The organism is Streptomyces actuosus, from assembly GCF_016921115.1.
Lineage (GTDB): Bacteria > Actinomycetota > Actinomycetes > Streptomycetales > Streptomycetaceae > Streptomyces > Streptomyces actuosus_A.
Map to the genome: position 1 here is coordinate 41,098 of NZ_JAFFZS010000033.1, position 17,694 is coordinate 58,791.

Annotated in this window: 14 protein-coding genes and 1 pseudogene; 6 read left to right on the plus strand and 9 right to left on the minus strand. The window is 69.9% G+C overall.

Features of this window, described 5'->3' with window-relative positions; translation table 11 throughout:
- The first annotated feature begins 237 nt into the window (after positions 1–237).
- A complete protein-coding gene (locus tag JS756_RS29120; RefSeq protein WP_205386229.1) occupies positions 238–2,763 on the plus strand; it encodes an ATP-dependent Clp protease ATP-binding subunit in 2,526 nt (841 codons plus the stop codon).
- Between the two features lie 133 nt (positions 2,764–2,896).
- Here the strand turns inward: JS756_RS29120 and JS756_RS29125 are convergent, their stop codons facing one another.
- Positions 2,897–3,538, minus strand: coding sequence for an HAD family acid phosphatase (locus tag JS756_RS29125; RefSeq protein WP_205386230.1), 642 nt, complete (start codon positions 3,536–3,538; stop codon positions 2,897–2,899).
- 450 nt (positions 3,539–3,988) lie between these two features.
- On the opposite strand from JS756_RS29125, the gene JS756_RS29130 reads away from it, so the two are divergent.
- Entirely contained in the window at positions 3,989–4,669 is a 681-nt protein-coding gene (locus JS756_RS29130; protein ID WP_205386231.1) for a M23 family metallopeptidase, read from the plus strand.
- 12 nt (positions 4,670–4,681) lie between these two features.
- Here the strand turns inward: JS756_RS29130 and JS756_RS29135 are convergent, their stop codons facing one another.
- Complete coding sequence (locus JS756_RS29135) at positions 4,682–5,260, minus strand: TetR/AcrR family transcriptional regulator (protein ID WP_205386232.1); 579 nt, start codon at positions 5,258–5,260, stop codon at positions 4,682–4,684.
- 133 nt (positions 5,261–5,393) lie between these two features.
- Between JS756_RS29135 and JS756_RS29140 the strand changes: the two genes are divergently transcribed.
- Positions 5,394–7,016 carry an MDR family MFS transporter gene (locus JS756_RS29140; protein ID WP_205386263.1) on the plus strand — a complete coding sequence of 541 codons (1,623 nt, stop codon included), beginning with the start codon at positions 5,394–5,396 and terminating at the stop codon, positions 7,014–7,016.
- A gap of 367 nt (positions 7,017–7,383) precedes the next feature.
- Positions 7,384–7,840 (plus strand): annotated as a pseudogene (locus JS756_RS29145) (helix-turn-helix transcriptional regulator).
- A 21-nt stretch (positions 7,841–7,861) separates the two neighbouring features.
- On the opposite strand, the gene cseC reads toward JS756_RS29145, so the two are convergent.
- The 5 genes from cseC to JS756_RS29170 all read right to left on the minus strand — a co-directional run bounded on the left by cseC (position 7,862) and on the right by JS756_RS29170 (position 12,540).
- Positions 7,862–9,205, minus strand: coding sequence for a two-component system sensor histidine kinase CseC (cseC, locus tag JS756_RS29150; protein ID WP_205386233.1), 1,344 nt, complete (start codon positions 9,203–9,205; stop codon positions 7,862–7,864).
- Between the two features lie 17 nt (positions 9,206–9,222).
- Positions 9,223–9,927, minus strand: coding sequence for a two-component system response regulator CseB (cseB, locus tag JS756_RS29155; protein ID WP_205386234.1), 705 nt, complete (start codon positions 9,925–9,927; stop codon positions 9,223–9,225).
- Between the two features lie 239 nt (positions 9,928–10,166).
- Positions 10,167–10,820 (minus strand): hypothetical protein, encoded by a 654-nt coding sequence (locus JS756_RS29160; protein WP_205386235.1) that lies wholly within the window; start codon positions 10,818–10,820, stop codon positions 10,167–10,169.
- Positions 10,808–11,347 carry a SigE family RNA polymerase sigma factor gene (locus tag JS756_RS29165; protein ID WP_205386236.1) on the minus strand — a complete coding sequence of 180 codons (540 nt, stop codon included), beginning with the start codon at positions 11,345–11,347 and terminating at the stop codon, positions 10,808–10,810. The genes JS756_RS29160 and JS756_RS29165 overlap by 13 nt, the downstream gene beginning before the upstream one ends.
- Before the next feature lie 251 nt (positions 11,348–11,598).
- Positions 11,599–12,540, minus strand: a complete 942-nt coding sequence (locus JS756_RS29170) for an HhH-GPD family protein (protein WP_205386237.1) — start codon at positions 12,538–12,540, stop codon at positions 11,599–11,601.
- Positions 12,541–13,159: 619 nt separating this feature from the next.
- Here JS756_RS29170 and JS756_RS29175 point away from each other — a divergent pair.
- Positions 13,160–13,978: a hypothetical protein gene (locus JS756_RS29175; RefSeq protein WP_205386238.1), complete on the plus strand. Its 819-nt coding sequence runs from the start codon at positions 13,160–13,162 to the stop codon at positions 13,976–13,978.
- A 328-nt stretch (positions 13,979–14,306) separates the two neighbouring features.
- Here JS756_RS29175 and JS756_RS29180 read toward each other — a convergent pair whose 3' ends face one another.
- Together JS756_RS29180 and JS756_RS29185 are read right to left on the minus strand one after the other, a co-directional pair.
- The gene (locus JS756_RS29180; protein WP_205386239.1) at positions 14,307–14,519 is read right to left on the minus strand and encodes a hypothetical protein; all 213 of its coding nucleotides are present in this window, start codon (positions 14,517–14,519) and stop codon (positions 14,307–14,309) included.
- Between the two features lie 13 nt (positions 14,520–14,532).
- A complete protein-coding gene (locus JS756_RS29185; protein WP_205386240.1) occupies positions 14,533–15,615 on the minus strand; it encodes a glycosyltransferase family 2 protein in 1,083 nt (360 codons plus the stop codon).
- Positions 15,616–16,123: 508 nt separating this feature from the next.
- On the opposite strand from JS756_RS29185, the gene JS756_RS29190 reads away from it, so the two are divergent.
- A complete protein-coding gene (locus JS756_RS29190; protein ID WP_307791181.1) occupies positions 16,124–17,518 on the plus strand; it encodes a cellulose binding domain-containing protein in 1,395 nt (464 codons plus the stop codon).
- Positions 17,519–17,694 lie beyond the last annotated feature (176 nt).

Genomic DNA, 17,694 nt, shown 5'->3' on the forward strand with positions numbered 1-17,694 from the left:
GCAGGGCAGGCCGTCTCACGTTCGCCATCGGCGTACTGGCGACTGGGGTATCTGCCTGGCCTGCGGGAACATCGTCTCGCACCATCGGGTTGGAGGAGATGTCGGCGTTCGGGGTCAGGAGGCCATCGACGGTGTCGGCAGTTGGAATGAGCGGTCCCCGCTTGCGGGACTAAGCTGCGGAAGGACAGGGAGGGGAAGTTCCCCCCACTGCCTGACCGCTCTGAGGAGCGATTAACGATGTTCGAGAGGTTCACCGACCGCGCGCGGCGGGTTGTCGTCCTGGCTCAGGAAGAAGCCCGGATGCTCAACCACAACTACATCGGCACCGAGCACATCCTCCTGGGCCTGATCCACGAGGGTGAGGGTGTCGCCGCCAAGGCCCTTGAGAGCCTCGGGATTTCGCTCGAGGCGGTCCGCCAGCAGGTGGAGGAGATCATCGGCCAGGGCCAGCAGGCGCCCTCCGGCCACATCCCCTTCACCCCCCGTGCCAAGAAGGTCCTGGAGCTGTCGCTCCGCGAGGCCCTTCAGCTGGGCCACAACTACATCGGCACGGAGCACATCCTGCTCGGCCTGATCCGCGAGGGCGAGGGTGTCGCCGCCCAGGTCCTCGTCAAGCTGGGCGCAGACCTCAACCGGGTGCGGCAGCAGGTCATCCAGCTGCTCTCCGGCTACCAGGGCAAGGAGGCCGCCACCGCCGGCGGTCCTGCCGAGGGCACGCCCTCCACGTCCCTGGTCCTCGACCAGTTCGGCCGGAACCTCACCCAGGCCGCTCGCGAATCCAAGCTCGACCCGGTCATCGGGCGCGAGAAGGAGATCGAGCGGGTCATGCAGGTGCTGTCCCGCCGCACCAAGAACAACCCGGTCCTGATCGGTGAGCCCGGCGTCGGCAAGACCGCCGTCGTCGAGGGCCTCGCCCAGGCCATCGTCAAGGGCGAGGTGCCCGAGACCCTCAAGGACAAGCACCTCTACACCCTCGACCTCGGTGCCCTGGTCGCCGGCTCCCGCTACCGCGGTGACTTCGAGGAGCGCCTGAAGAAGGTGCTCAAGGAGATCCGCACCCGCGGCGACATCATCCTGTTCATCGACGAGCTGCACACGCTGGTCGGTGCCGGTGCCGCCGAAGGCGCCATCGACGCCGCTTCGATCCTGAAGCCGATGCTGGCCCGCGGTGAGCTGCAGACCATCGGTGCGACCACGCTGGACGAGTACCGCAAGCACCTGGAGAAGGACGCGGCCCTGGAGCGCCGCTTCCAGCCGATCCAGGTCGCCGAGCCGTCCCTGCCGCACACGATCGAGATCCTCAAGGGCCTGCGCGACCGGTACGAGGCGCACCACCGCGTCTCCATCACCGACGAGGCGCTGGTCCAGGCCGCGACCCTGGCCGACCGGTACATCTCGGACCGCTTCCTGCCGGACAAGGCGATCGACCTGATCGACGAGGCCGGTTCGAGGATGCGCATCCGCCGGATGACCGCGCCGCCGGACCTGCGCGAGTTCGACGAGAAGATCGCCGGTGTCCGCCGGGACAAGGAGTCGGCGATCGACTCGCAGGACTTCGAGAAGGCCGCTTCCCTGCGCGACAAGGAGAAGCAGCTCCTGGCCGCCAAGGCCAAGCGGGAGAAGGAGTGGAAGGCCGGCGACATGGACGTCGTCGCCGAGGTCGACGGCGAGCTGATCGCCGAGGTCCTCGCCACCGCCACCGGCATCCCGGTCTTCAAGCTGACCGAGGAGGAGTCCAGCCGCCTGCTCCGCATGGAGGAGGAGCTGCACAAGCGGGTCATCGGCCAGAACGACGCCGTCAAGGCGCTGTCGAAGGCGATCCGCCGCACGCGTGCCGGTCTGAAGGACCCGAAGCGTCCGGGTGGCTCGTTCATCTTCGCCGGTCCGTCCGGTGTCGGTAAGACCGAGCTGTCCAAGGCGCTCGCCGAGTTCCTCTTCGGTGACGAGGACGCGCTGATCTCCCTCGACATGTCGGAGTTCAGCGAGAAGCACACGGTCTCGCGTCTCTTCGGTTCGCCCCCCGGCTACGTGGGCTACGAGGAGGGCGGTCAGCTGACCGAGAAGGTCCGCCGCAAGCCGTTCTCCGTCGTGCTCTTCGACGAGGTCGAGAAGGCTCACCCGGACATCTTCAACTCGCTGCTGCAGATCCTGGAGGACGGTCGCCTGACCGACTCCCAGGGCCGGGTCGTGGACTTCAAGAACACGGTCATCATCATGACGACCAACCTCGGCACCCGGGACATCTCCAAGGGCTTCAACCTGGGCTTCGCCGCCCAGGGCGACACGAAGAGCAACTACGAGCGCATGAAGAACAAGGTCTCGGACGAGCTCAAGCAGCACTTCCGGCCCGAGTTCCTCAACCGTGTCGACGACGTCGTCGTCTTCCCGCAGCTGACCCCGAACGACATCCTCCGGATCGTCGACCTGATGATCAGCAAGGTGGACGAGCGGCTGAAGGACCGGGACATGGGCATCGAGCTCTCCCAGTCCGCCAAGGAGCTGCTCTCCAAGAAGGGCTACGACCCCGTGCTGGGCGCCCGGCCGCTGCGCCGCACGATCCAGCGCGAGATCGAGGACACGCTCTCGGAGAAGATCCTCTTCGGCGAGCTGCGCCCCGGTCACATCGTGGTCGTGGACACCGAGGGCGAGGGCGACGAGGCGACCTTCACCTTCCGCGGTGAGGAGAAGTCGGCGCTGCCCGACGTCCCGCCGATCGAGCAGGCGGCCGGCGGTGCCGGGCCGAACCTGAGCAAGGACGCCTGAGCGTCGTGGTCAGCCCCGAGGGGGCCGGTGCTTTCGAGCACCGGCCCCCTTCGGCGTGTTCCGGGCGGCCCGCTGCCGACGGCCCGGCAGCGGGCCGCAGTGGGCGCCGAGCGGCGTCCGGGCCGCGCAGCCGTCAGGACAGCTGGCCGTCGTAGTCCGGCAGCTTGAACGTCCGCTCGGCGTGGCCGCCGGACAGGTCGGTGGCGCTGTTGCCGATGTTGGCGATGATCGTGTAGCCCCGGGACTCGATGGCGGTGCGCTGCGCGGTCTTGTAGGCGGAGACGCTCTTGAAGAGGTCGAACAGACCGCGGACGTACAGGCCGGAGACCCGGTAGCCGTCGTGTTCGAGGTTGTACTCGGTCGGCAGGTAGATGATGCCGGGGCGGGCGGTGACGAAGAAGAGGGCGACGCCGTGCTCCTGGGCGTACCGGGCCACCTCGCGGACCGGCTTGTTGGCCGGCTGCGGGAAGGTGAAGCCGAAGTCGGTCTCCAGGGTGGTGTTGTCGACGTCGAAGACGATCGCCTGCTTCTCGCCCGGCCGGCTCTGCGCGATCCGCTGCCGCAGGTACGGCAGCGCCTCGTCCATGACGGCCCGGCAGTCCTGCTGCCAGGTGTCGTAGTCGACCTTGTCCGAGGCCGAGGTCTGGACGGCGGTGACGGCCGCGGGGGCGCCGGAGGGGGGCGCCGCCTCTGCCGGGGCGGTGACCGCCACGAGGGCGGTCGCGGAGGCGGCGACCAAGGATGCTCGCTGCCACCAGGTGCGTCGGTGGGTCATGTGGGGGGTCCTCTCACGTCCGTACGTTGCCGTTGATGAGTGCATGATCGGTGGTGAGGGTGGCGCGAGAGGAACCGTAGGGTTACCGGACAGTAAGTGGCTAGAGGCCTGCGCCACATTGAGGAACTCATTGATCTCGGTGTCCGGTGACATGCCGCACAGGCGATTTGTCCGTTACTACGCGGAATAGTGAGATCTTCGATTGCCTCCAATCCTGACCAAAGGGACATCGAGCCCCGAATCAGCTGGCTGTTTTTCAAGTCTTGTGGTGATTTGCCCCAAGTGGCTGGTCTGTCAAGGAGTCGGAAGTTTTGAGCTGATGTACTAGCTTCCGTCGTAGATCACACGTTTGGGACTGTGTGGGGGTCGGGGTTACCAAGGACGAGCCCATCCGGCGGACACCTGTCGCGTCGGGTGGCGTTTCTCTGTCCCCGTCCTCCTGAGGTTTCGATGTTCAAGCGCGTCACGTCCCGCACGTCCCGTACGTCCCCGCTCCGCACCCGCGCCGCCGTCCTGGCCGCCGGGCTAGGAGCCTCGGTCGTGCTGGGCTCCGGGGTTGCGGTCGCCGCCGACGCAACGTCCGCCACCAGCGCCGCCACGGCCGTCGAGGCCCAGGCCGCAGCCCAGGCCAAGGCCGCCAAGGAGGCCGCCGCCGCCAAGGCGGCCGCCGCGAAGAAGGCCGCCGAGGCGAAGAAGGCCGCCGCCAAGAAGGCGTCCTGGGTCGACCCGGTGAAGCACTACCGGCTGTCGGCGAGCTTCAACCAGGCCGGCGGCATGTGGTCGCACCGCCACTCCGGCCAGGACTTCGCCGTGCCGAGCGGCACCAACGTCGTCGCCGCGCACGGCGGCACCGTGGTCAAGGCCGGCGGCAACGGTGCCGGCGACGGTCCCGCCTACGGCAACGCCATCGTGATCAAGCACGGCAACGGCACCTACTCGCAGTACGCGCACCTGTCGCGCATCGACGTGAAGGTCGGTCAGGTCGTCGCCACCGGCCAGCACATCGCGCTGTCCGGCAACACCGGCAACTCCAGTGGCCCGCACCTGCACTTCGAGATCCGCAAGACGCCGAACTACGGCTCGGCCATCAACCCCGTCGCCTTCCTGCGCAGCAAGGGCGTGACCGTCTGACGCTCCGTCGTCTCAGGCGCCCTGGTGCGCCTGGGTCACCAGGTCCGTGGCGACCTCCAGGACGGCCTTGCGCTTCGCCTCGGGGTCGCCCTCCACGTCCTGCATGACGAACATGCCGGCGTGCAGCGTGAACAGGGCGCTGATGCATCGGACCTGGTCGACCAGTTCGGCATCCGGGTCGATGAGGATGTCGCGCAGGCGCAGCGTGCGGTCCTTGAACATCTCGCCGATGCGCAACTCCCTGATGGTCGCCTGGTTCTCCTGCATGAAGCGGAACAACGGGGCGGCTCCGGCCAGGGCCCCGCTGTAGCGGCGCACGATCTCCTGCTTCGTGGCGAGGGTGTGCGGCTGCCGTCCGCCCCACTCGATGAGGTCCTCGATCGGCTGGGAGAGGTCCTCGAAGATGCTGACGAGGATCTCTTCCTTCGTCTTGAAGTGGTAGTACAGAGCGGCCTTGGTGACGTCGAGGTGCTCGGCGATCTCACGCAGCGAGGTCTTCTCGTAGCCCTGCTCGGCGAAGAGTTCGAGGGCCACGTCCTGGATGCGCTGGCGGGTGTCCCCGCGGCGTCGCTGCTGGTGGGTGCCGTCCATGATGCCGCCCATCTTTCTACTGCCGCACAGCCTCGGGAAACTTACTTGACGCCCGGCTAGGAGCGCGCCTACCTTCCAGTGTAGACAACTAGCCGGGCGGCAAGTAAGTAGCACTTCCGGGGGAGTGGGAATGATGGCGGACACGCAACAACCGGCGCCGGGCGCGCAACCGGTGGATTCGGACGTACCGCAGACCGGTCCGGACGCGGGCAGGAAGCCCCGGAGCGTACGGGTCGTGCTGCTCGCCCTGATGATCACCATGATGCTCGCGATGCTCGACAACATGATCGTGGGCACCGCGATGCCGACGATCGTGGGCGAGCTCGGCGGCCTCGAACACCTCTCCTGGGTCGTGACCGCGTACACCTTGGCCACCGCCGCCTCCACCCCCATCTGGGGCAAGCTCGGCGACATGTACGGCCGCAAGGGCTCGTTCATGACGTCGATCGTGATCTTCCTGATCGGCTCCGCGCTCAGCGGGATGGCCCAGGACATGGGGCAGCTGATCGGTTTCCGCGCGATCCAGGGCCTGGGCGCCGGCGGTCTGATGGTCGGTGTCATGGCGATCATCGGCGACCTGGTGCCACCCCGCGAGCGCGGCAAGTACCAGGGCATGATGGCCGGCGTCATGGCGCTGGCGATGATCGGCGGCCCGCTGGTCGGCGGCACCATCACCGACCACTGGGGCTGGCGCTGGGCCTTCTACATCAACCTGCCGCTCGGCGTCGTGGCGCTCGGCCTGATCAGCGTCGTACTGCATCTGCCGAAGAAGCTGTCGCGGGCGCGCATCGACTATCTCGGGGCGGGTCTGCTCACCGTCGGCATCACCTCCATCGTGCTGGTGACCACCTGGGGCGGCACCGAGTACGCCTGGACGTCCGCGCGGATCATGGAACTCATCGGCATCGGCGTCGCCGCGCTGATCGGGTTCGTGTTCTGGCAGACCAAGGCCGCCGAGCCGGTCGTGCCGCTGCACATCTTCCGCAGCGGCAACTTCACGCTGATGTCCGTCATCGGCTTCATCACCGGCTTCGCGATGTTCGGTGCCACACTCTTCCTGCCGCTGTACCAGCAGGCCGTGCAGGGAGCGTCCGCGACCAACTCCGGACTGCTGCTCCTGCCGATGCTCGGCGCGATGCTCGTGACCTCGATGGTCGCCGGGCGGGTCACCACCAACACCGGACGCTACAAGGTCTTCCCGATCGTCGGCGGTGTGCTGATGGTCGTCGGCCTGTACCTGCTGTCGACGATGGACACCGAGACGACCCGCTTCACCTCGGGCCTCTACATGGCCGTCCTCGGCGCGGGCATGGGGTGCCTGATGCAGATCACCATGCTGGTGGCGCAGAACAGCGTGAGCATGAAGGACATGGGCGTCGCGTCCTCCTCCACCACCCTGTTCCGCACGCTCGGCTCCTCCTTCGGCGTCGCGATCATGGGCGCGCTGTTCAACCACCGGGTCCAGGACGTCATGTCCGCGCGGGCCGGCGCGCTCGGATCGAAGATCACCGAGCATTCCGCGCAGCTGGACGCGGCCAGCCTCGCCAAGCTGCCGGCCGCGGCACGGGAGGCCTACCAGCACGCGGTGTCCTCCGGAACGCACAGCGCGTTCCTGCTGGGTGCGGCGGTCGCCGTGATCGTCCTGGTCTCCTCGCTGTTCGTGAAGGAGGTCCCGCTCAAGGGTGCGGGACCGGTCGAGGACGAGGCCGGCCAGGATGCTGCCGGCGCGCAGGCGCCGGTCGTCGAGGCGGTGTGAGCCGCGCGGCCACTTTCGCCGTCACGGCGTCGCACCCGCCGACAGGGTGCCGCTGAGCCACTGAGTCACAGAGCGGCCGAGGTATCGAGTCGCTGTGCCGAAGGCCCCCGGGCGGAGAGCGCTTGAGTTCCAGCGATCATCGCCCGGGGGCCTTCGCCCTGCCCGCGCCCGCTCGCCCGGGGCGTCCGCCACGACACCGGTGAGGTGCGGGGCGCGCGGGCGTCCGCCGAGCGGACCGAGCGCCGGGTGCCGGCCCGGGTGGCGTCAGAACCCGGACGTGCCGGTGCCCGGGAGCACGGCATGGCGCGGCTTCCCGTGTCGGCCCGGCGGTGTCAGCGCCCAGTGCCACCATCGACGGATGGACACGATGCGGCAGCTGCGGCTGTCCCAGGACGCGATGGACCGCGACCGGGCCGACCCGGAGCTGAACCTGGACGCGGTGGCCGCGCACGCCGGGCACTCGCGCTACCACTTCGTCCGGGCCTTCGGACAGGTCTGCGGCCTCACTCCCGGCCGGTACCTGACGCACCGCCGCAGCGAGCGTGCCGAGCAACTGCTGCGCGCCGCCCAACCTCACCGTGACGGAGATCTGCCACCTGGTCGGCTTCAGCAGCCGCGGCATCTTCTCGGCCCGCTTCGAGGCCCACACGGGCCCCAGCCCGACCGCCTGCCGGGTCCAGCACGTCGGCCGCGGCGCCTCCTCGATCTCCGGCTGCCACGCGACGCTCCTCCACCCGTCCGCGGCGCGCCCCGCACGGCACCGTCCGCGGGCCCGCGCCACCGCAGTTCGCGGGCCCCGCACGCCCGTCGTCCGGAGGTCCTGATCCGCCGTCGGCCCCGTGTGCCTACGGCAGCATCGGGTAGCTGCCGGTGTTGGTGGGGGCGTGTTCGGGCAGCCACAGGACGGCGACCGCGCCCTCTGCCGGTATGTGCGGGGGCGTGCCCGCGGGCCGGATGTTGCGGAACGTCAGACGGGCTCCCAGCACCCGGGCCTGGCCGGCGGCGATGGTCAGGCCGAGCCCGTGTCCGTGTCCCGCTCGGTCGCTGCTGCCGGTGCGGAAGCGGCTCGGCCCCTCGGCGAGCAACTCCTCCGGGAAACCGGGCCCGTGGTCGCGGACCCGGACGACACGCCCCTCGACGGTGACCTCGATGGGCGGCTCGCCGTGCCGGGCGGCGTTGGCCAGCAGGTTGAACAGCACGCGCTCCAGCCGGCGCGGGTCGGTGGTGACCTCCGACTCGTGCACCACCCGCACCTCGACGGCCGGGTCCTTCGCCGCCACCCGCCGTGTGACGAACTCGCCCAGCATGATGTCCTGAAGTTCCGCCCGCTCCGAGGCGCCGTCGAGCCGGGCCACCTCCAGCACGTCCTCGACGAGGGTGCGCATCGCCTTGGCCCGGTCCAGGACCAGCTCCGTCGGCCGTCCCGGCGGGAGCAACTCCGCCGCGGTCAGCAGTCCCGTCACCGGGGTGCGGAGTTCGTGCGCGATGTCGGCGGTGACCCGGCGCTCCGCCTCCAGCCGCTGCTGGAGCGCGTCGGCCATCGCGTCCACCGCGCTGGCCAGGTCGTAGGTCTCGTCCCGCACGACCCCGCCGATGGCGTCGCGCACCCGCACGTCCGTCTCGCCGTTGGCGACCTGGTTGGCGGCGGCAGCGGCCTTGCTCAGCCGGCGCGAGAGCTGCCCCCCGATCAGGACGCCCAGAGCGCTGCCCCCGACGACGACCGCGATGGACCCGATGACCAGGGCCCGGTCGAGGTCCTTGAGGATGTCGGTGCTGCGGTCGGTGATCCCGGTGTGGAGCGACAGCACGTGACCGTCCTTGACCGGCACGGCCGCCCAGATGTCCGGGCCGCCGCCCCTGCGGTCGGAGACGAAGGTGGCCCGGCGGCCGTCCTCGACCTTCTGGTGCAGCTCCTGCGGCAGCCGCGGGTCGTCCATCTTGATGTTCGGGAAGTTGGGCCGGCCGGACAGCTCGTAGTTGCGCTGGGCGGTCTGCATGCGTTCGTCCGCGAGGTCACGCGCGTTGTCCAGCATCGACACCCGCGCGGCGTTGTGCACGACCAGGCTGAGCACGATCGTCACCAGCGCGCCGACCAGCGCGATGGCCGCGCTGAGCTTCCATCTCAGGCCCGTGCGGATGCCCGCGCGCTGCACACGCGCCGGGACCGGACGCCGGAAGTACCCCCGCATGTCGCCGCCCGCCCCGCTCAGGCCTTGAGCTTGTAGCCGAAGCCGCGAACCGTCTCGATGCGGTCCTGGCCGATCTTGGTGCGCAGCCGCTGCACATGGACGTCGACGACGCGGGTGTCCCCGCCCCAGCCGTACTCCCACACCCGCTCCAGGAGCTTGTCGCGGGAGAGCACGGTCCCCGGCGCCGAGGAGAACTCCAGAAGCAGGCGCATCTCGGTGGGCGTCAGCGCCACCGGCTGCCCGGCACGGCGCACCTCCATGCCCTCGGTGTCGATCTCCAGGTCTCCGAAGGCCAGCGTCCCGTCCGTGTCGGAGGGGGCCGCCTCCTCCGCGCGGTCGCCGCCTCCGGCATGGCCGAAGCGGCGCAGCACCGCCCGGATACGGGCGACGAGGACGGCGCCGTCGAACGGCTTGGTCACATAGTCGTCGGCGCCCGCCTCCAGGCCGAGGACGACGTCGATGGAGTCTGCACGCGCGGACAGCATGATCACCGGGACCGTGGACTCGTCCCGGATGCGCCGGCACAGGCTCACGCCGTCCAGGCCGGGGACCATCACGTCCAGCAGGGCGATGTCGGGGCGGTTCGCCCGGAACGCCTCCAGGCCGGACAACCCGTCGGGCATGGCGGTCACCGCGAAGCCGTCCCGCTCCAGGGCGAGCTGTGTGGCCTCGCGGATGACGTCGTCGTCCTCGACGAACAGGACGTGGGTCTGCTCTGCCATCCGGTGCTCTCAGTCCTCGTGTCGGTCTCGTGCGGGCTGTGCCGGCTCTGCCTGTGCCTTTGCGCCCGCGCCTGCTTGTGCCTGCCTGCGCCTGTGCCTGCCTGCGCCTGTGCCTGTCTGTGCCTGTCTGCGCCTGTCTGCGCCTGCGCCTGTCTGCGTCGGCGTCTGTTCGTGTGCTGCCTTCACTCGTACATCGGATCGAGTGGCCCGTTCGGTTCACGCAGACGGAGAAGAAGTCCTCAACCGCTCTCGGACGCCGCCGCCCCGCCCGAGCCGACGGCCGTGCTGTACTCCGTGCGGTGCAGGTCCCGCTCGACGAAGCGACCGGCGATCCAGGAGTACGTGATCACGACCTCGCCGGACGGACTCGAGACCGGGTCGTTCTTCTCGTACACCTGCTTGGTCACCACCAGGTCGCCGCGGTCGATCTCCGCGTAGACCGGGGACTCCTCGGCCGTGAACACGTTCGCATAGGCGCCGTCCTGCTCGTGGTACACGTAGGACCCGACGCCCACGGCGTCTCCGCAGGTCAGCACATTCACCACGACGTCCTCGGCCGATCCGCCGGTGAGGTCGCCGTACGACACGTCCACCGGGTACTCGTCGCCGACGCAGGGCTGGAGGTCCTGCTTGACGGAGGGCGACACCTGCGGGTCCTCCTTGACGAGCTGCACCGGGTCCACCCGCGGCCGGCTCGCCGACGGCCCGGACGACGGTGTGGACGCCGCGCCCACGACCGAGTCCGCGTGTGCGGGGCCCTCGTCCCGCGCGCCGGTCCCGCCGGTGGAGCAGGCGGACACCAAAAGGGCGACGGCGGCGAGCGCGGCCACCGCCGCGATCGCCGCCTGGTAGGTCCGGGCCGGGGTGGGCCCCGCGCCGCTCAGGCCGCGCAACGCTCCTGCTCCTCACGCTCCAGCGCACGCGAGTCGAGATCGCGCGCCTGCAACTCCTCGCGGAGCCGGGCGAGCGCACGGTGCAGCGTGCTCTTGACCGTTCCGGCCGACATGCCGAGGGCCGCGGCCGTCTCCTCCGTGGACATCTGCTCCCAGTGTCGCAGCACGACCACACTGCGCTGCTTCGGGGCGAGCACCTTCATGACGTCCATCAGCAGGGCGCGGTCGGCGTGCTGCTCGGTGGCATCGTCGACGCAGGCGTCCGGGAGCTGCTCGGTGGGCACTTCCTCCAGCTTGCGCGCCCGCCACCACTCCGTCCGCGTGTTGATCATCACCCGGCGCAGGTAGGCGTCCGCGAGCCGCTTGTCGGCGATGCCGTCCCAGCGGTGGTACGTCCGCACCAGGGCGGTCTGCAGCAGGTCCTGGGCGTCGACCGGGTCCGGGACCAGCCGACGGGCGCTGCGCAGCAGCGCGTCCTGCCGGGTGCGGACGTACTCCTCGAATTCGAGCACCTCTCCCTGCGCCATGATCAACCGCCTCCGATTCCCCGCTTTTTCCCCGTTTCCCGACGAACCTGCCGCCGTCGGGATTCACTGCCTGTGGTCTGTAGCCGTCCCGGTCTCCCGGGTGCGCAATCGAAGCTACGGAGGCGTTGTCACGGCGTTGTCCGAGGAAGCACGCGGCTAGCAATCGGCTGTCCGTCGGTTGTGTAACGGAAGGAGGAACCGGGCATACAGGCCGGTTGTTTGGTGGCGCTATGGGGTGTTGTACCGGTTGGTCAGGTCAGCGGCAGCCGATACAGGCCGCCCGGCAGAGGCTCCACCAGGCCGTCGGCGACGAGACCGTCCAAGGCACGCGCACGTTGCACCGGTTCGTGCCAGACGCGATCGAGGTCGGCCTGCGGCACGGGCCCGTGCGCCTCGCGCAGCACGGCGAGCAGCTTCCCGCGGACCTGCCGGTCCGTGCCGGCGTACGTCTGCCCGCGCCGCGGCGGTCCGTCGTGCTCCGGCTTGCCCGCCTGCCGCCACGCGCACTGCGACGCGATGGGGCAGCGGTGGCAGCTCTCGTTCTTCGCCGTGCACACCAGCGCCCCGAGCTCCATCGACGCGGCGGCCCAGCGGGCCGCGGTCCGCTCGTCCTGCGGCAGCAGGGCGCGGGCCAGCCTGCGCTCGGCCGCGGTGGTGGCGTTCGGCGGGTACTGCACACCGGTGACCGCGCGGGCGAAGACCCGGCGGACGTTCGTGTCGAGCACGGCGTGCCGCTGCCCGTGGGCGAAGGACGCCACCGCCGCCGCGGTGTACTCACCGATGCCGGGGAGCGCGAGCAGCTGGGCGTGGTCGGACGGCACGTCTCCACCGTGCCGTTCCGTTATGGCGACCGCGGCGCCGTGCAGGCGCAGGGCGCGGCGCGGGTAGCCGAGTCGGCCCCAGGCGCGCACCGCCTCGCCGGGCGCCTCCCCGGCCAGGTCGGCGGGGCGGGGCCAGCGGGCCAGCCACTGCTCGTAGACCGGCAGGACGCGGCTGACCGGGGTCTGCTGGAGCATGAACTCGCTGACCATCACACCCCAGGCGCCCGCTTCCGGGCGCCGCCAGGGCAGATCGCGCGCGTGCTCGTCGAACCAGGCGACGACGGGGGAGTGGAGGGGCTCGCCGAGGACGCCTTCGGAGTCGGAGCCGGCGGGGCCGCTGGTGCTGTGCGGGAGCTTCGTGGGCGCAGTCATGGCACTTCCGATCCTGCCATGAGCGCACGCGCGCGCGTGCGCACCGACAACGGAGCGGGGTGGCGCGGGGCGCGCCGGGGGCGCACACCACACCTCGGCGCGCGGCGGCGCTGGGGCTCCAGGCAGGAGCCGGCGGGCGTGCCGGGCATGTGGAGGGCGGGGGCGGGTTGTTCGGGCGGGTGCGTGGGGCGCGGGGAGCGCCGTCGGGCGGGTGTGCGGGGGCGCGTGCGCCGGTAGTCGTGGGGCGCGGCATCCGGACGGGGCGCCCCAGCCGTGGCCAGAGGTGCAAGGGGCGCGATCGCGAAGGTGCGGGGCGGCGGCAGGACGGGACCGCGCCTGCGATGGCGGGCGATGGCGGCAAAGGGGACCTGACGCCCTACCGGCGTCGGCGTGCCCTGGGCGGCGCCAGTGGCGCCGGAGTGCCACCGGCGCCACCGGGGGCCGGGGCGCCGGTGGAGGAGAGGGAGGAACGTACGGTCGCAGCCGGGGCACCTGCGGTCCGCTCAACGCAAGTCGACGGCACGCGGAAACCCTTCCGGAATGATGATCCGGAAAAGTTTGTGACGTTGCGCGGCGGGTGAGGCGGGCGCGGGCGACGATCTCTCGTACAGTTTGCGCCGTGGGATCTCTGCGCAATCCGGTCGGGCCGCTTCCCTCCTCCATCTACTGGCGTCGGAGGGCGGTACTGCTGTCCGTGCTGGCGCTGTTGGCTCTGCTGGCCACTTGGAGCATGACCTCCGGCGGGGGCGGCAGGAACAACGCCGACGGGGCGAACGGCAAGAATCCCGCTCCGTCGATCACGCCCGGGCCGTCCGGTTCCGGACCCGCGATCAGTGAACACCCCGGAGGGCGTGACGAGTCGGGCGGCGGGGACGGCGGCGGTTCCGGCTCCGGCGGCGACTCCGGGGGCGGTTCGGGGTCCGGCGACCCCGGCGGTTCCGGCGACTCGGCCGGCGGCGGATCCGACGACGGTGCCAACGGCAGCGGCAGCGGTGGGGGCGGCACGGGCACCGCTCTCCCGGTGGGCTCCACCCTTCCCAACTGCACAGCGGGCGCGATGACGTTGACGCTGAGCAGTGTCCGCAACACGTACACCCCGGACCAGACGCCGGCCTTCCGGATCGTCGCGAAGAACTCCTCCGGCAACGACTGCAAGGTCGACCTCGGTCCGCGCGGAGCGGTGGTGACGGTCACTCAGGCAGGCAACACCGATGCCTACTGGTCGTCGGACGACTGCCCGAAGGGCGCGAGCCACCTGCTGTACAGGGTCCCCGCCGACAGCAGCATCACCTACACCGTGAAGTGGGACCGCAGGCCGAGCGCGCCCGAGTGCGGGACGCCTCCGGCCGGCTCCGCGACGCCGGGCACCTACCTGGTGGAGGCGAAGGCGCCGGGGTACACCAAGGCGCAGACGTCGTTCGTGCTCTCGGCGGACTGACTGCCCCGGTCCGGCGGGCCCCACCTCACCTTGCCGCGCGCCGCACTGCACGGCACCGCCGGTCCGGTGAGGAGGCACCGGGGGTTGTGCCGCTGGTTGCGATGCCTCCACCGTAGGACGCGATTGCCGTCGTCCGGTGATCCCTTCCCCGGGCCGCGCGAGCGGTTCGGGACGGGCAGCGCCGGTAACGTGACGGCCGCCGAGGCTCGGACCCGCCCGGCAAGCCATGCGTCCGCACGGGCCGCCCTTGGGGGAGCCCGGCGGACGCTCAGGCGGCGGGGTGAGTTCAGCGCAAGCCGCGAGAGCCCCGGGGGTCGGTGGCAGGCAGTCAGGAGCCGCCCCGGCGGGACCCACCCCGCCCCCGTGCCACCCGGCGGTCGTGGAGCCGGCGCTTGATGGACAGCAGGTAGGTGAGCACACTGACGGCCACGATCGTCACCGTCAGGATGAGCACGAACTGGTCGAGGTTCGTTACCTCGGTCACGGCGTAGGCGATGCCGGCGAGGGCCGCGCAAGCGCCGAGTCCCCTGAGGACGTTCATCTTTCTCCCCCGCCTACTTCCAGGCGGACACGCGGGTCACGTAGGACTTCAGAATGGATGAGACGAGCCAGTACGCTCGTACGACGGTGTAGACCAGTTCGGGGAGCAGGAGGGCTTCGACGAGCATCGCCTTCCAGCCCAGGTTTCGCACCCGGAGTGCCGGATAGACGATCCAGAAGCCGAACAGGGCCCACAGCAGCGGGTGATGGGAGAGGCCGTGATGAGCGACCACGGCGAGCTGCCGCCCACCCCAGAGGAAGATGTAGGCGAAGCCGATCAACCCGATGATCATGGTGGTGATGGAGTGCCAGGTGAACTTGGTCCAGCCACGGCGGCGCAGCGTGTCGACGGTCCCTCGGCTCCACCGCTCCCGCTGCTGGATGAGTTCGCGCAACGTGGGCATGAGGTCGGTGTAGGCGATGCAGAGCTGGTTCGCGGTGACCTTCCAGCCGGACTCCTTGAGCGCCAACGTGGTTTCGTAGTCTTCGACCAGGTTGCGATGGTCCTCCCAGAAGACCTCGCCTCGCCAGTCGATCAGGCCCTGCAGGGCCTCCGCGCGGTAGAAGGATCCGGCGCCCGACATGGTGTGGACGTCCTTGCGGTAGCGGGCATTGGCCGCCCGGCCGTATTCGATGATCTGCATGCCGAGCAAGAACCGCTGCCAGGGGTTGCGCCACAGATCGGTGCGGCCGAGGCAGGCGGCGCTGACACCTCCGATCTCGGGATCGGAGGCGATGACGTTGCGGGCCCGCTCGATGAACCGGGGATGCAGTTCGGTGTCCGCGTCCATGACGAGGACATGGCCCACCCGGCCGTCCAGCCGGCCTCCCACGGCTTCCCGGAGCCAGAAGAGGCCGTAATTCAGGGCGCCCGCCTTCTTGTGCGGGTTGTCTTCGAGCGTCAGGACGACCGTCTGCGGGGTGCTCGGATCGTCGGCGAACCGGCGTGCGTACTCCTCGGTGCGGTCCGTCGAGTTGTTGACCACCACGACGATGATGTCCGGCCGCCGAGTCTGTCCGGACAATGACTCCAGAGACGTGAGGACCCCGACCTCTTCATTGCGTGCTGGGACGAGTACGGCGGTTTCGTACGCCATTGTGGTGGCGGCTGCGGCGGTACTGCTGTGACCGACGCGGCCTCTTCGGTGACGGCTGTGTGACGCGCTCCGCGATCCCCCGCGCCCACGGCGTGCAATCGTGTCCGGCAAAACGTTCCTCTCCCCCTGGGCTCCACCAACACGTGGTCATCTAAGCTGTGGTGAAGCTGTGAAAGCTCTCCGGGAAGTTACATCAAGGCAGTTGAAGCCTGTGAAGGCGTCCGGGGGACGGGGGCATACCGGCTGTGCGCCGAGCGGAGGGCGAGTGAACTCGGCGTACCCCACGTGGGTGACAAGGGGGACATATGCGGACAACGGAGTCCGCATGTGTCCGGCGGAAATGTGATCAAGGCAACACAGGGGGATCAGTGCGGTCGCGCACGAAGGCAGCACCTTTGAAGGATTTGGTGAAGACCCGTCACGGGCGCATCGCCGCAGTCGACTTGGGAGAACGGGGCATCCGGTGACGCGCCGTAGACCGACCCCGCGTCGCGGGCGAAGAACACTGGTGATCCTGTTGGCGGTGGGCCTCATCGCCACCGGGGCCGTGCTCTCCTTCCGATGGCGGTCCGCCGGGTCCGACCCCGTCCTCACCGTCCGCTACAGGACCGATGCCCCCGCCGCGACGGACGTGGCCCATCCGTGGCTGGAGGTCATCAACACGTCGGACCGGACCGTGGATCTCCGTGATGTCACCTTGCGGTACCACTACACGGCAGACGGTGGCGCCGCCTACGGCGCCAACTGCGTGCAGACAGCGCTTCGATGCTCGAACATCACCCTGAAGATCGCTGCCGCGAAGACCCGGGCGCCCAAGGCCGACCACTACCTTCAGATCGGATTCACCGGCTCGGCCGGTTCGCTGGAGCCCGGCGGGACGAGCCAGGGCATCGGGCTCCAGCTCTACCGTGTCGATCACCGGCAGATGGAGCAGGCGAACGACCATTCGTTCAACGCAGAGGACACCACGTACCAGGAGTCCGAACGCGTGACTGCCTACCTGGGTGGCACCCACGTCTGGGGCGAGGAGCCCGACGGCGAGACGCCGACCGCTGGAAAGAGCCCGACTGCCGTGCCCAGGACGTCCGCGTCCGGGCACGCCGGGGGAGAGCCGCCCGCCGGGGTCCTCTTCGACGACTTCGCCTACAGCGGCCCCGGCGACCCCGCGCTCACGTCCCACGGCTGGGAGGTGCGCGAGAGCGAGGGAGGCCCGGGCATCAAGGGCACATGGTCGTCGAAGGCCATCAGCTTTCCGGCCGGGGAGGCCGGTGGGTCCGGCCAGGCGCTTCGGCTGGAAGCCGGCACGGACGGAACCGAGGAGGGCACACGGCAGGCCGAGTTCCACAGCTCCCGCCCGGTGTTTCTCACCGGGACCCTGGTCGCCCGTGTCTACCTCAGCGACAAGCCGGTGAGCGGTAAGGACGGCGATCACATTGCCCAGTCCTTCTTCGCCATCTCGCCCGACCACGAGTCGACGAAGTACAGCGAACTCGACTACGAGTACCTGCCCAACGGGGGTTGGGGCAGGTACGGGCCGCTGCTCGACACCACCAGTTGGCGGGACGCAGGGCGAGGGGACCGGGTCACCCGCTCCCGCAACCAGAAGTTCGGCGGCTGGCACACCCTTGCCGTCACCGCGGTGGGCGGCACGACCACCTACTCCGTGGACGGTCAGCAGGTGTTCACCAGCGGCAGCCGTCATTTTCCGCGCGAGCGCATGAACATCGACGTCAGCTCGTGGTTCATCGACCTTCCCTTCAAGGGCTCGCGCTCCTGGGAGATGAAGGTCGACTGGCTGTACTACCGGTCCGGCGAGGCGATGTCCGCGCAGGACGCGGAAGGGGCAGCAGCGGCCCTCGCGGCCGGTGGGACGCACTACGTGAACACCCTTCCGACGGAATGAGCGGCCCGGATTCCGCGACCGTCCCGCAGACGGGCCCCGGGGCGGTCGCTGGATCCAGCTCGAAGTCGGGGGCGGGGCGCCGGGACCACGAGACGATCCCCGCGTTCACGCCCCCTCAGCCGAGACCTGCGCCACCCGTCCACAACCTCCGGGGGCAGTGCCACCAGGGCATTTGT